The organism is Bradyrhizobium sp. WSM4872 (assembly GCF_055811715.1).
This window is the reverse complement of the sequence record NZ_JBVVPT010000002.1, coordinates 424,560-438,002: the sequence shown is the minus strand read 5'-3', so window position 1 is coordinate 438,002 and position 13,443 is coordinate 424,560. Positions and strand designations below refer to the sequence as shown.

Annotated in this window: 13 protein-coding genes; 6 read left to right on the top strand and 7 right to left on the bottom strand. The window is 64.4% G+C overall.

The window, feature by feature from the left end; genetic code table 11:
- Nucleotides 1-4: 4 nt before the first annotated feature.
- Both AC0L3C_RS05240 and AC0L3C_RS05235 read right to left on the bottom strand, forming a co-directional pair.
- Entirely contained in the window at nt 5-925 is a 921-nt protein-coding gene (locus AC0L3C_RS05240; protein ID WP_473407338.1) for a branched-chain amino acid ABC transporter permease, read from the bottom strand.
- A gap of 105 nt (nt 926-1,030) precedes the next feature.
- Nucleotides 1,031-2,323 (bottom strand): ABC transporter substrate-binding protein, encoded by a 1,293-nt coding sequence (locus AC0L3C_RS05235; protein WP_473279617.1) that lies wholly within the window; start codon nt 2,321-2,323, stop codon nt 1,031-1,033.
- Between the two features lie 136 nt (nt 2,324-2,459).
- Here AC0L3C_RS05235 and AC0L3C_RS05230 point away from each other — a divergent pair, with 136 nt between their 5' ends.
- Complete coding sequence (locus tag AC0L3C_RS05230; RefSeq protein WP_473258938.1) at nt 2,460-3,293, top strand: MurR/RpiR family transcriptional regulator; 834 nt, start codon at nt 2,460-2,462, stop codon at nt 3,291-3,293.
- Nucleotides 3,294-3,315: 22 nt separating this feature from the next.
- Complete coding sequence (locus AC0L3C_RS05225; RefSeq protein WP_473258941.1) at nt 3,316-4,140, top strand: SDR family NAD(P)-dependent oxidoreductase; 825 nt, start codon at nt 3,316-3,318, stop codon at nt 4,138-4,140.
- 73 nt (nt 4,141-4,213) lie between these two features.
- Here AC0L3C_RS05225 and AC0L3C_RS05220 read toward each other — a convergent pair whose 3' ends face one another.
- A complete protein-coding gene (locus AC0L3C_RS05220; RefSeq protein ID WP_473258944.1) occupies nt 4,214-5,287 on the bottom strand; it encodes a DUF2778 domain-containing protein in 1,074 nt (357 codons plus the stop codon).
- A gap of 633 nt (nt 5,288-5,920) precedes the next feature.
- Here AC0L3C_RS05220 and AC0L3C_RS05215 point away from each other — a divergent pair.
- On the top strand, nt 5,921-6,442 hold the full coding sequence (locus AC0L3C_RS05215; RefSeq protein WP_473258946.1) for a FecR domain-containing protein: 522 nt from the start codon (nt 5,921-5,923) through the stop codon (nt 6,440-6,442).
- A gap of 79 nt (nt 6,443-6,521) precedes the next feature.
- Nucleotides 6,522-8,408: a CHASE2 domain-containing protein gene (locus tag AC0L3C_RS05210; protein WP_473407337.1), complete on the top strand. Its 1,887-nt coding sequence runs from the start codon at nt 6,522-6,524 to the stop codon at nt 8,406-8,408.
- 26 nt (nt 8,409-8,434) lie between these two features.
- Here the strand turns inward: AC0L3C_RS05210 and AC0L3C_RS05205 are convergent, their stop codons facing one another.
- The 4 genes from AC0L3C_RS05205 to AC0L3C_RS05190 all read right to left on the bottom strand — a co-directional run bounded on the left by AC0L3C_RS05205 (nt 8,435) and on the right by AC0L3C_RS05190 (nt 12,006).
- Nucleotides 8,435-9,934 carry a glycosyltransferase family 39 protein gene (locus AC0L3C_RS05205; protein ID WP_473407336.1) on the bottom strand — a complete coding sequence of 500 codons (1,500 nt, stop codon included), beginning with the start codon at nt 9,932-9,934 and terminating at the stop codon, nt 8,435-8,437.
- A 6-nt stretch (nt 9,935-9,940) separates the two neighbouring features.
- Nucleotides 9,941-11,074, bottom strand: coding sequence for a glycosyltransferase family 2 protein (locus AC0L3C_RS05200; RefSeq protein WP_473258953.1), 1,134 nt, complete (start codon nt 11,072-11,074; stop codon nt 9,941-9,943).
- A gap of 258 nt (nt 11,075-11,332) precedes the next feature.
- Entirely contained in the window at nt 11,333-11,536 is a 204-nt protein-coding gene (locus AC0L3C_RS05195; RefSeq protein ID WP_473258955.1) for a hypothetical protein, read from the bottom strand.
- Between the two features lie 89 nt (nt 11,537-11,625).
- Nucleotides 11,626-12,006, bottom strand: a complete 381-nt coding sequence (locus tag AC0L3C_RS05190) for a hypothetical protein (protein WP_473407335.1) — start codon at nt 12,004-12,006, stop codon at nt 11,626-11,628.
- Between the two features lie 116 nt (nt 12,007-12,122).
- Here AC0L3C_RS05190 and AC0L3C_RS05185 point away from each other — a divergent pair, with 116 nt between their 5' ends.
- Both AC0L3C_RS05185 and AC0L3C_RS05180 read left to right on the top strand, forming a co-directional pair.
- Entirely contained in the window at nt 12,123-12,944 is an 822-nt protein-coding gene (locus tag AC0L3C_RS05185; protein WP_473407334.1) for a DUF72 domain-containing protein, read from the top strand.
- Between the two features lie 22 nt (nt 12,945-12,966).
- Complete coding sequence (locus AC0L3C_RS05180) at nt 12,967-13,428, top strand: DUF488 domain-containing protein (protein ID WP_473407333.1); 462 nt, start codon at nt 12,967-12,969, stop codon at nt 13,426-13,428.
- The last annotated feature ends 15 nt before the right edge of the window (nt 13,429-13,443 follow it).

Genomic DNA, 13,443 nt, shown 5'->3' with positions numbered 1-13,443 from the left:
CCCTTTAGGCCTCGAGCACGCTCTTCTTGCCCCACAGGCCGCGCGCGCGGAACGTCACGACGGCAACGAGCAAGATGTACATCGACAACAGCGACCATTCGGACGCGTAGGCGCCGGCGAGGCCGACACACAGTCCGACCAAGAGACCCGCCACGACCGCACCCCAAAAGCTGCCGACGCCACCGAGCACGATCACCAGGAACGCAGGAATGACCGCATCGACCCCCATATGCGGGCGAATGCCCCAGATCGGCGCGACGATGATGCCCGCGATCGCGGCCAGCATCGTGCCGAACACGAACACCAGCATCCGCAACCGCGACAGGTTGATGCCGAGCGCGCGGACGATCTCGCTGTCATGCGCGCCGGCCTTGACCGTCGCACCGAACGAGGTCTTTTCGATGAACAGCCAGACCAGGCCGATGATCCCGGCCGCGATGCCTGCCGCGTAGAAGCGATAGGTCGACCAGATCAGGTCGCCGAACAGGAAACCGCCATTGATGGCGGACGGCACCTGCAGCACGTAGTCGCGCGTGCCCCAGACCAGGCGGATCATCTCCTCGATCACCATCGCGGCGCCGAAGGTCAGGAGCAGCCCGTACAGCGGATCCTTGCCGTAAGTCCGCCGCATGCAGAGCTCGATCAGCATGCCGACCAGGCTCACGATCACGGGAGCAATGATCAACGTTGCCGCATAGCGCCAGCCGAGCGGCAGCGCGAGCCATGCTTTCGCAAGTTCCATTGGCAATGGAGGGCGCGGCCCCGTGAGCTGCATGGCGACATAAGCCCCGAGCGCAAACAGGGATCCGTGCGCGAGATTGATCTGCTCCATCAGCCCGACGATGAGCATGAAGCCGAGCGCGATCAGCGCGAACAACAGGCCGAGCGTCAGGCCGTTGAGGAGATGCGGAAGAAGGTCGAACAAGATTTTTGGCTCTCGCAACTGGCGTGTGTCACCCGGGACCCTGATGGTCCCGGTGCGCGGCGCGCGAGATGCGCGCCGCTCGTTCTGCGACGTGACGCGCCGTCTCTAGGAGTCGACGGTCGGCACCTGCTCGTAGGGCGTGAGCTTGCACTTGCCAGGTGCCGCATCGTCAGCGGCGGATTTCGGCTCCGTCCAGCTGATGATCTCGAACAGATCGGTATTGTCGGCCGGCTTGGCGTTGCGTCGCGCCAGGTAGATCGTCTGCTGCATCTGGTGCGTCATCGGATCCATGTAGGCGTCGAAATGCTGCATGCGGTCGGTCGCCGAGACCTTCAGGTTCTCGAGCTCCTTGATGATCTTGACATTGTTGGTCGACCCTGCCCGCTCGATCGCGCGGAGCAGCTCGCGCGTGGACATGTAGCCGTTGTAGGAGACATTGCCCGGCACCGGGATCGGGCCGTCCTTGTTGGCGGCCTGCCACTTCTTGACGAATTCGGCGACGCCGGGCAGCGGCAGCTTGTGATACCAGGTGGTGCCGAACACGCCGAACAGGCTGTCGGGCGCGCCCCACACGTCCGGCCAATCCTGCTGGTTGTTGATCCAGGCCGGCTTGCCGTCGAGCTTGAGCTGCGCCACCTGCTCGCGCAATGCTTTGATATCGTCGCCGCCAACCGCGGTCGCCACAACATCGGGCTTGGCCTGCTGGATCTTGAGCAGATAGGCGGTGAAGTCGCGGGTGTTCTGCGGCACCAGCAGATTGTCGATGATCTTGCCGCCGGCAGCCTCGACTTGCGTCCTTGTCGCGGCGGATGTCGTGTGACCCCAGACATAGTCGTTGGTGAGCAGCATCCAGTTCTTGCCGATGGAGTCCACCGCGTTCTTGACCGACGCCTTGGAAAAATTGGTGCCGTTGCCGTCCCAGACGAATTTCACGCGTGAGCAGTTCTCCCCGGCTTCGCTCGGCGCGGAGGAATTGGTGTTCATGTAGATCACGCCGTTTTTGCTGGCGACCTGCGTGATGGCGTTGGCGACGCCCGAATGCAGCGCGCCGATCAGGATGGTGCAGTCCTCGCGGGTGATGAAGCGTTCGGCGACGCGGCTGCCGGTGGCTGGCGTCGTCTCGGTGTCCGCCGTGATGAACGTGACCTGGCGCCCGAGCACGCCACCTTTGGCGTTGATCTCGTCGATCGCCATCTTGATGCCGCGGAAATCATCCTGGCCGCTGTTGCCGTATTGACCGCTGGCATCGCAGGTCAAGCCAAGCTTGATCGGTTTCGCGCCCTGCGCCCAGGCATGATTCTGCCGCCACGGCCCAAAGAAGCTGCCGGTGCCGCCGATGACACTCGCCATCAAGCTGCCCTTCAGAACGCTTCGCCGTGAGATCTGACGCCCTCTCATCGTGTCCTCCCGTTTTCGAAGTCTTTTGCTTCTTTATGAGATTAGAATATTCATTCCATATGGTATGTAAAGTAGAATATTTGATCCAAACGGTGAAATGCCGTTAAACAGGTGACCGATCCGGAGATCCGACTCGATGAACAAGGCGGCTGGCGCCATGAGTTATGACGAGCTGCGCGGCGCGATTGCGCAGCGGCACCGGGCGCTGTCCGGCCGGTTGCAGCAGATCGCGGAGTTCGTGCTCGATCACCCGACCGATGTCGCACTCGGCACCGTCGCGGAGGTGGCGCAGCGCTCAGGGGTGCCGCCGTCGGCAATCGTTCGCTTCGCGCATGCGCTTGGGTTCGGCGGCTTCACCGAGATGCAGCAGGTGTTCCGCTCCCGTCTCGTTGCCGGCGTCGCGCCAAGCTACAAGGCGCGCCTCGCCCGCATGAAGAGCCAGGAGAAGTCAGTGCTCGGCCGCCAACCGGCCGCGGTATTGTCGCGTTTCGTGTCCGAAGCGCAATCGTCGCTGGTCACGCTCAGCCAATCCGTCCATGCGCGCGAACTCGACACCGCAACCGCGATCCTCGCCAAGGCACGTGACATCTATCTGCTCGGCCTGGGCGGCTCGTTTCCGGTTGCGATCCACCTCGCCTACGTGCTGCGCAAGCTCGGGCGGCGCGTCGTCCTGCTCGACGGTCTTGGCGGCAGCATTCACGAGCAGTCGCACGCGGCGACATCAGACGACGCGCTGGTCGCGATCAGCTTCCGGAATTACTATCCGGATACGGCGCGGCTGTTTCCCGAACTCGTCGCGCGGGGCGTACCCACGATTTCCATCACCGACAGTCTTTTGAGCCCGATCGTCGAGGGCGCGAGCGTCGTGTTCGAGATCCAGGACATGCCTGAGCCCGCGCTGCGCACGCTTGTCGCACCAATGTGCCTCGTGCAGGCGTTGGCGATCGGCCTCGACCTCGCAGCAGACTGACGTTCACAACAGGAACAAGATCATGACATCGCATGACACCAACAAGCTTCTGGCGGGCAAAGTTGCGCTGGTGACCGGCGCGGGGCGCGGGCTCGGCCGCGCTTTTGCAGAGAAGCTTGCCGCGCTTGGCGCTGACGTCGCCATCCACGGCATGCGCGAGAACGGGCCGGCCGAATATGGCGAGGGCACCACCCTCACCGCGGTCGCCGCCGAGATCGGACGGGAATTCGGCGTTCGCAGCCAGCGCGTGCTCGGCGATCTCACCAAGGGCGAGGACATCGCGCGCGTCATCGCGGAGAGCGAAGCGGCACTCGGCCCGATCGACATTCTCGTGCACAATGCCGGGGGCGACATCGCGGCCGGCGGCGGCAAGCCCGATCCGAACGATGCGGTGAACATCAAAGAGGCGGATGTTCGTGCGGTGCTGGAGCGCAACCTGCTCTCCACTATCCTCACATGCCAGGCAGTCGCGCGCGGCATGATGGAGCGCCGACGCGGCCGCATCGTCACGCTTGGCTCCGTCGCCGCGTTCAAGGGGCGTACCCAGGGCTCGATCTATGCGGTGTCGAAGGCCGGCGTGACCCACTACACGCGATGCCTGGCCGACCAGCTCCGTCCCTACGACATCGCCGTCAATTGCATCGCGCCCGGAGATACCCGCACCGGCCGCTTTCTCGGAACGCGCGCAGTCGATCCCGACAGAATGGTCGAGATCGGCACGCTCGACCGCATCGCGACCGTTGACGAGGTCGCGCGCGTCGTCGAGTTCTTCGCCGGTCCCATGGGCGCGTTCGTTTCCGGCCAGGTGCTGCGGATCGACGGCGGCGGGCAGTGCTGGCCGGCCTAAAACGCACCCGCGAAGCGAAACAGAAAACGGCCGCTGCAAGCGGCCCTTTTGCGTGATCTCGAATTGACTGAGCCTAGTCCACGCGCGCCAGCACCGCGAGTTTGCGGATGCCCTTGTTGCGGTAGGCGTCGAGGAACGCGTAATAATCCTTGAACGACACGCAGCCGTTGGAATCGCCATTCGGCCCGAGCATGAAGGTGTGCGCGAGCAGGCCGTCGCGGCCGTAGATCGCGCTTTCACCGCCAATCGGGGTCAGGCGCAGCGCAGGCACCCCGTGAAACAGCGCCTCGCGCGGCTTCAGCGTGTAGATGTGCGGCGGCGTCACGCCGCGCATGCGGACGCGCGAGGAGCGCGGGTCGTCGAGGTTGGAGCCGAGGCCGGAATGCGCCTCGAGCTTGGTGCCGTCGGGCAAGTAAACCGCCTTGGCGGAGATGTCGTAGACCGCGGTGTCGCGCTCATAGGGCGCCGAACCGCCGAGCATGGGGTTCTGCTCCCTCGGCGCGATGGACGCGGTCACGCTGGCGTCGGCCGACGCATAGGCGAGCAGCCCGCCGGACGGCTCGCGCTTGCCCCAGAGCTTTTCCACCATCGACTGACGCGGTCCAGTGATCGACATCACCGCAGCCTTGGCGCGATCGGCAATCGATTTTGGCTTCGCCTCAGGCGCCGGCACGATCTCGGCCGGATCTGCCGAGGCCAGCTGCACCGGCGCGTCAGCGCCGCGCTTGGACTTCGCAGCGTCAGCGATCCTGGCGGCACCTGGCTTCAGGACTTCCGCGACCCTCGCGATCACGTTCGGTTTCGGCGCGTCCTTGGCTTCGGCGACCTTGGTTGCGGTCGCGGCGCTGGCCGCATTCGATGTCACGCCTTGGGTCGCAGCCGCGGCAAAGCGATCGTTGAACATTTCGCGTGAGATCGGAGCAGCCACCTGCAACCGGTCCGGCAAGAGCGCAAAGGCTTCCTTGACGGCCTCACCGGCCTCGCGCAGCGCGACCCTGGGCGCGCGCTTGATCACGGGCTCGTCGTAGCCGCTGCTGCCGACGGTCGGATAGACGCTGGCGGCAAAGATGTTGCTATAGATGGTCCAGCCGGCGCCAAGCACGAGGCAGCCAATCACGGCGGCGCCAAGCACGTTTTGGCTGGTCATTTTCCGGGAAGGCTTCCGATAAGAAGTGCTCGAGAATCCTTTGGACTTTCGTGCCGCGATGCCTTGCGCAGCGATACTCGTACTCATTCGCCTTGCGTCCAGAACAGTGTCACTCAGTCCCCCTTCGAAGCGCCGCTGGTCACGATCCGGGAACAGCATCTCGCAGAGGGTCGGAGCGTCATTAAGGCCACTTTTAGTTAAATGCGGATTAAGTTCTGGCGGATGTGAGGCAACCCGTTCAGGTCGTCCCATTTTGGGAAAAAGCCCGCAGGATTACGGACTTAGGCGCGCCTGTTAACTATAATTCTCGGCTGGATCGCTGAGGTCGGCGAACGTCTTTGGCCGCCTCTCTAAACGCACCAACCAAGTCGTTTTCGTGGTCTTCAATACCCGGACGTTAACGGGGAATCATTGCGCCAGGCTGGTGTGCAATAGCCCGCGTCCATCTCTCGTGGCTCGCCGCTTACGCGCATCGCACGGGGCGCCCTGACCGAAACTTGATCGCACCGGTCTGGAAAAGCCCGTGCTGAGAAAATAGCTCCGATCTCGGCACTTTTCGGCAGCCTCTGCGTGTGATACGGTACCGTATCAACATCGCCTTGAACTGTGCCTGGCACGCAAACGGAGGCTGGCATGAGAGGGATCGCACACGCGGGGTTTTTTGTCCTGCTGTGGTCGTCTTTGGGGATGGGGTACGCGGCCGCGCAGCCTGCCAATGCGGGGTGCACGGCATCGCTATCCGCTGCCGGCACGCAGACCTGGCGCTGCGACAACGGCATCACCATCGTTGCGGAAAACGGCGCCAGATTTGAACTTAAGGACGCCAACCGCGACGGACATATAGACTCCGTGGAGTTGAGCAGCAAAGCGCTGCTGGTCGAGGTGCCCAAGAAGCCCGGCGGCAATCCCTTCAAGGTGCTGACGCCGCAAGCGATCGCCGCGGTGCGCGGCACGAAATGGGCAGTCGATGTCGCAGAGGCCAAGACCTCCGTCTTCGTCGCCGACGGCCGTGTCGGCGTGAACCGCAGGAGCGGCGGGCGCGGCGTGGTATTAGGCCGCGGCGAAGGCGTCGACGTGGAAGCGACAGGCCCGTTGACGGTCAAGACATGGGGCCAGCCGCGCGTCGACGCGTTGATGGCGAGACTTGGTCGATAAGACTTGGCCAGTAAGGGGCTGGGTCAATAGGGCTCGGACAAAAGCATTTGGATGATAGAAAAGATTGCAAAACGACCACATGAGTAGCCGACGCATTCAGATCCTGGTGGCGCTTGCCCTCACCGCGCTGTGGGGCGCGGGCATCTATGCCGGGCACGCAAACGGCCATCTGCGCTTTCTCGATCGCCTCGAGGCGACGCTGACGGATTGGCGGACGCAGGTCCGCGGCGTACGGGTTCCGCCCGATCTCGTCACCATCGTCGCGATCGACGATACCGTCGTGAAGCGCGGCGGCAGCTATCCGCTTCCGCGCGCCGATCTCGCCCGAATCGTCGACACCATCGTGCAGTTCAAACCGAAGGTCGTCGCGATCGACCTGCTGCTGGTCGACCGCAGCGCTGCGATCGGCGACGCCACGCTGGCAAATACGCTGGCTACCGGTCCCATGGTTCTTGCCGCCGCAGCGATCTTCCCCGCCAGCGAGACCGTGGAGACCAGCGGCCAAGGTCCCCTCGCCGCCCTGCCGCAGGCCGAGCGCTTTCTGCTGCCCTTGCCGGCGTTCGCCGATCATGCCGAAGTCGGCGTCGTCAACGTTGCGACCGGACAATCGGGCTCGCCGCTCTCGGTGCCGATGCTGTTCCGGACCAGCGACAAGGTCGAGCTGTCCTTCCCGTTGCGGGTCGCGGCGCGCGCGCTCGACAGGTCGCTGACGATCGCGCCGGACCATCTGATGCTCGGCGACCGCGCGGTGCCGACCGATACCGACTTCGCGCTGCCGATCACCTATTACGGCCCGCGCCGGACCATCCGCACCGTCAGCGCACAGAGCATCTTCGACGGCACGCTCAATCGCGCGGCGATCGAGAACCGGATCGTCGTGATCGGCGCCTCGGTCGCCGGCGGCGGTGATTTCTACCCGACGCCGTTCGATTCCCTGATGCCGGGCGTCGAAGTGGTCTCCACCGCGATCACCCATCTCGTCGCCGGCGACAGCATCGTGCGCGACCGCAAGGTCCACATCGCCGACGCACTCATCGCCATCCTGTTGCCGATGCTGCTGGTGGGCCTGCTCGCCTGGCGGCGCAGCACGCTCGGCATCGTCGCCGCGGCCGCGGTGATGATCGCCTGGGCCGGCTTCAATCTGTTCGCGTTCACGCACGGCGTCTGGCTGAACGCCGCGACCACGCTCGCCGCAGCAGTGCCGCCGGTTGCGGTCTTTGCCGGCGTGCAATTGTGGGCGGGAGGCCGCCGCACGCAATATTTCGCGGCAAAGAGCCGGTCGCTCGCGCAATTCCAGGCGCCGGCCGTGCAGGAGTGGCTGGCGCGCGATCCGAATTTCCTGTCGACGCCCGTACGGCAGGACGCAGCGGTGGTCTTCATCGATCTCTCGGGCTTCACGGCGCTGAGCGAGCGGATCGATCCAAGCGAGCTCCAGGACATTCTAAAGGCGTTTCACGCACTGATCGAGAAGACCGCGGTCGATTGCGGCGGCATGATCAGCGGCTTTCTCGGAGACGGCGCCATGATCCTGTTCGGCCTGCCCGGCGCAATGCCCGACGACGCCGCACGCGCGCTAAAATGCGCGATCGACCTGCACCGCGGCGTCGAACGCTGGATCGCGTCGTTGCCGCCTGCGATCAGGGATCAGCTCGGCTTCAAGATCGGCGCGCATTTCGGCCCGATCGTGGCCTCCCGCCTCGGCGAAAGCCATCAGCACATCACGGCGACGGGCGACACCGTCAACGTCGCGAGCCGGTTGATGGAGGTCGCCGTCCAGAACGGCGCGCGAGTCGCGCTCAGCGATACGCTGCTGGACGCCGCCGACTTCCAGGGCGCTCCCGACGGCGTTCTGTCGGGTCCCCTGCTCACGCAGGTCCGCGGCCGCTCCGGCGTCGTTACCGTCTGGTTCTGGCGCGACCAAGACAGGCCAAATCAGGCCACGACCAAGGCCGAGATGATCGACTGAACCTTCGTCGCCGTTCCGAGGAAGAGCTACCGCGCTTCCGGCGGCGGCGAGCGGTCCAGCACGTCGCCCTTGGCGCCTTCGAGCAGATCGATGCTGTAAGTTTCGATCACGAGTGGGCCGCGCTTGCGCTGCAATTGTGCGACCTGCGTCACCTTCGCAAAGAGATCGTGGACGGCGGGATGGCCGTCAGAGCGCAGTTCGTCGACATAGATCAGCTTGCCTGCAAGCAGCTTTGGATCGGGCTCGGGCATGTTGGCCCAGCGGATGCGCTGATTCTGCTGCGCCACGCAGCTGCCGCGCGGCAGATAGAAGGCGAGCCAGCCCGTCGTGCCGTAGTCCGGCGCAAGCACGCAGGTCGCACCATTGCGGGCGCGCACCGCTTCGATTTCGGCAGCGAGCTCGCGCCAGCCGACGCCGACGCTGCGCACGGTCGCATCGCGACGATAGCCGGACAGCCAGCCAGTATTGGCCTGCACGATCAGCGCGGCAAACATCACGATGCCGGTGGGTGCGGCCCAGCGCAGGCAGAAATCCACCAAGCGGCGCTGGCGCGGCTTCCACTGCACGAGATTGGCGGCGGCGGCGGCGACGACGAAAGGCGGATAGACCGGCGCGAACCAGTTGGCCTCGACGCGGGCATGCAGGGAATGCCAGACGAAATAGGCGACGATGGTCCAGAACATCGTCTCGATCAGCACGCGCGAGGCGAGCGCGCCGGCCCGGCGCCAGGTCAGCGCGTGCAGCCCCATCGCGCCGAGGATGAACACCAGCGGGGTTGCGAACGCGATCTGGGTCGGGATCAGCTCGGCGATGAAGACCGGACGAAAATCCTCGATCCTGGCGCGCCCAAGCTGCTTTGCGAACGAGACCCATTGATGATCGGCATTCCAGAGGATCACCGGCGAGAACAGCGCGAGCGCAACGAAACCGCCCAGATACGGCCAAGGCGAGAGAAACCAGTGCCGCAGTTTCGGCACGGCCGCGATCCAGATCAGGATCGCTAGCCCGAAGAACATCGCGGTGTATTTCGACAGGAGTGCCGCTCCGACGGCTGCGCCGACCGCGAGCCACCAGACGCCGCGGCCGCTCTCCAGCACCTTCGCGAGAAAGAACAGCACGAAGCTGGAGGCAACCAGAAGCGGCGCATCGGGCGTGACGATCAGCGTGCCGACCGAGGCCAGCAGCGTCACGTTGAGAAGGATGGCGCTGGTCGCCGCCACCCGCGCGCCGCCGATCAGGATCGCGGCGGAGCGATAGATCGCGTAGCTCATCGGCAGCGCGAGCAGGATCGAGACCAGGCGGACGCCGAGTTCGGTGTCGCCGGCGATCAGGGTACCGGCGCGGATGACGTAGGCAACCATCGGCGGGTGGTCGTAATATCCCCCGGCGAGGTTCTGCGACCACATCCAGTAATAGGCTTCATCGAAAGTGATCGGCGTGAAGGCAGCTGCGACGAGCCGCAAGCCGACCAGCGCAAGGATTGCCAGCGCCGTATTGCGGACGATCCGCGCGTCAGCCCCGCCCATCGAGAGTTACTTCTTGCGCCAGACGAACAGTCCGGACATCGCGTAGTTCCACACCACGCCCATCAGCGCCCCGGCCGCACCCGCAAGCCACCAGATCGGCTCCTGGTCGTAGACCGAGAAGGCGACGCCGACATTGGCGAGCAGGCCGACGCTGCACACGATGTAGAACGCGATCAGGCCGCGTAGCAGCGCAAAGCCCTTCAGCCGCTGGTCGCGATAGGTGAGGAAGTTGTTGAGGACGAAATTGCTGGTCATCGCGACGATGGCGCCGGAGGCCTGCGCTTCCGCGAAGGGCTCCTTGAACAGCTCGAGTGATATGAACAGCGTCGTGAGATGCACCACGAGGCCGATCCCGCCGACCATCGCGAACAGCAAGAAGCGTAACGAGACCGCATCGTTGGTGAACTTCGCCAGCACCAGGCCGAGAAAATCCAGCGCGACCATGGAATCGAGCTTGCTTTCGCCGTGCTGGCGCTCGCCGAACGTGTAGGGAATTTCGATGGCGCGCAAGGTGCCGTTGGCGCTGGCGACGAGGTCGAGCAGGATCTTGAAGCCGTGCACGGAAAGTTTCGGCGCCAGCTGCTCGAAGCGGTCGCGGCGAACCATGAAGAAGCCGCTCATGGGGTCGGCGATCTCGACCCGCAGCATCTTCCTCGCGACCTCGGTCGCCAGTGCACTGGCGCCGGCGCGCTGCTTGTTGAAGCCTTCGCTCTTGTAGCCCTCGATGTAGCGGCTGCCGACCACGAGCTCGGCCTGCCCGCTCGCGAGCAGCGACAGCATCTTCGGCAGTTGCGTCTCGTCGTGCTGGAGGTCGGCGTCGATCACGGCCGCATAGGGCGCACTGGAGGCCAGGATGCCCTCGATGCAGGCCCCCGACAGGCCGCGGCGGCCGATACGGCGGACACAGCGCACCCGGCTGTCGCGCTGGGCCAACGCGCGCACGACGTCCCAGGTGCCATCAGGCGAATTATCGTCGACGAACACGACTTCCCAGGCGATGCCGGCCAGCGCTGCCTCCAGCCGCCGGTACAGCACCGTGACATTGTCGCGCTCGTTGAAGGTCGGTACGACGACCGACAATTCCGGCGCCGGCGAAGCCGCCTGTTGGATCTCGGAGCCCGGTCTGATCGCTTCATTCATGACGGCAGCGTATATCCGCCGCGTCCTGTGCTGCCAAGAACTTGCGCTGGCGAGCCGGGGGTTTCTCTGGGGAGCGGCCCAAAAGGGGCGCTAAAATGCCAACGACCCCGGAACGGCGGACCGCGCGTACATCCGGCGCAGCCTGTGCTATTCCAAGGTCGTTCCAGCGCCGGAGTTTCCGCTCAACGTCGCCGTTAGAACCTAAATGGGAACGGCAACGCGGCTTTACAAGGGGCGAAAGAGGCCTTTTTCACGCCCTTACTGGTTCGGGACTTCCTTGATCACCGGCCCTCGCGGCACGGGTGCGGCAGGGGCCACCGGCGCCGCAGCCCCGGCCGGCTCGGCCTTCGCGGGCTTGGGCGGCTTGCCGTACTGGCCGATCGGCCCGAAGACGACGGCGACCGCAAGCACGATCGCCGCGACGATCGCGCCCAAAATGCCCCCCACCGACTCAGACGACATGGACACCCATCCCTGTTCCAGATGCGCCCAGTGATACCATGGATGAGCGCGCTGCCGGAAGGGCTTGCCGGACGCACCGGTTCAATGGGCTATTTCTGCGGCGGCTTGTGCTTGACGAAGGCCGTCACGATGTCCTTTTGCGCGGCCTCCACCGCCCTGTTCGCGGTCGCGAGATGGGCGCCGGCATCGATAGCCGGATATTGCGTGGTGAGATAATCGAGCAGTGCCACCCGGTAGTATTGTCGCTCTGACGGACAGGCTCCGGCGACGGAGCGGCCAAAGTCCTGTTCCGACAGGCCCTGATTGCCGTCGCGCGAATATTCCCGCGCCAGGCAATGCCAATAATCGTCGCGACCCTGCATGGCGAGCTTCTGCGCACCCTTGGCATCGTCATCGTCGGCCATGACTGAAGATATCATGGCAGCAGATGTCATCATGACGAGCGCCGCTCCCACTATCAGCATCCGCATCTTGTTCTCCATTTTTTCGCAGATCCCGTCGCAAGCTTAGACGGGACGTCGAAACTGGCCAATCACAACTGGTTTGATTAGGATGGAGGCCCTCCTCCCGTCATCCGAGATCCTCCGTGGCCAAAGCAAAAACCGCGTCCAAAAAATCCGGCAACATCTTCATCGGCATCGGCGGCTGGACCTTCGAGCCCTGGCGCGGGGTGTTCTATCCGGAGAAGCTCACGCAAGCCAAGGAACTGTCCTACGCCGCCTCGAAGCTGACCTCGATCGAGATCAACGGCACCTATTACGGCTCGCAGAAACCGGAGAGCTTTCGCAAATGGGCAAGCGAGGTGCCTGATGGTTTCGTGTTCTCGGTCAAGGGGCCGCGCTTTGCCACCAACCGCCGCGTGCTCGCCGAGGCCGGGGATTCGATCAAGCGTTTCTACGATTCCGGCGTGCTGGAACTCGGCGATCGTCTTGGGCCGGTGCTGTGGCAGTTCGCGCCGACCAAGAAATTCGACGCTGCCGATTTCGGCAAGTTCCTCGAGCTGTTGCCGCGGAAGCTCGCGGGACGCGCGTTGCGCCACGTCGTCGAGGTCCGTCACGACAGTTTCTGCACGCCGGATTTCGTCGCGCTGATCCGCGAATTCGAGACGCCGGTCGTGTTCGCCGAGCACGGCAAATATCCAGCGATCGCCGACGTCGCCGGCGATTTCGTCTATGCCCGGCTGCAGAAGGGCAATGACGAGATCAAGACCTGCTATCCGCCGAAGCAGCTCGATGCCTGGGCCAAGCGCTTTCAGGACTGGGCCGAGGGAAGTGAACCCGACGACCTGCCGAAGGTCGACAAGGTCAAGCCGAAGAAGGAGCCCCGCGACGTGTTCGCCTATGTCATCCATGAGGGCAAGGTGCGCGCACCGGCCGGCGCCATGGAACTGATCGCGCGAGTGAGTTGAGGTGTTTCGCTAAAGGTGTCTCATGGCAAAGGCCAAAAAGCTCTTCACCATCGGCTATGAGCAGACGCCGCCCAAGGCAGTGCTCGACGAGTTGGAGCAATCCGGCGTCAAGCTCGTCGTCGACGTGCGCGCGGTGACGTCATCGCGCCGGCCCGGCTTTTCCAAGAAGCAGTTGTCCGCGGGCCTCGATGAACGCGGCATCGCCTATGTCCACCTCGCCGCGCTCGGAACGCCGAAGGAAGGCCGCCTCGCCGCTCGCAGCGGGCAATACGATGTGCTGGAGAAGATCTACGCGAAGCACCTTAAGACGCCGGAGGCCCGGGAGCAGATGGACGAGCTCTCGGCGCTGGTGAAGAAAGCCGGTCCCGTCTGCCTGCTCTGCTACGAGCGCGACCACACCCACTGCCACCGCCAGATGATCGCGGAGATCATCGAGGAGCGCGATGGGGTGGCAGTGAAGAATCTGGCGGGACGGCAGGCCTGAGCGACTCTCTCCGTC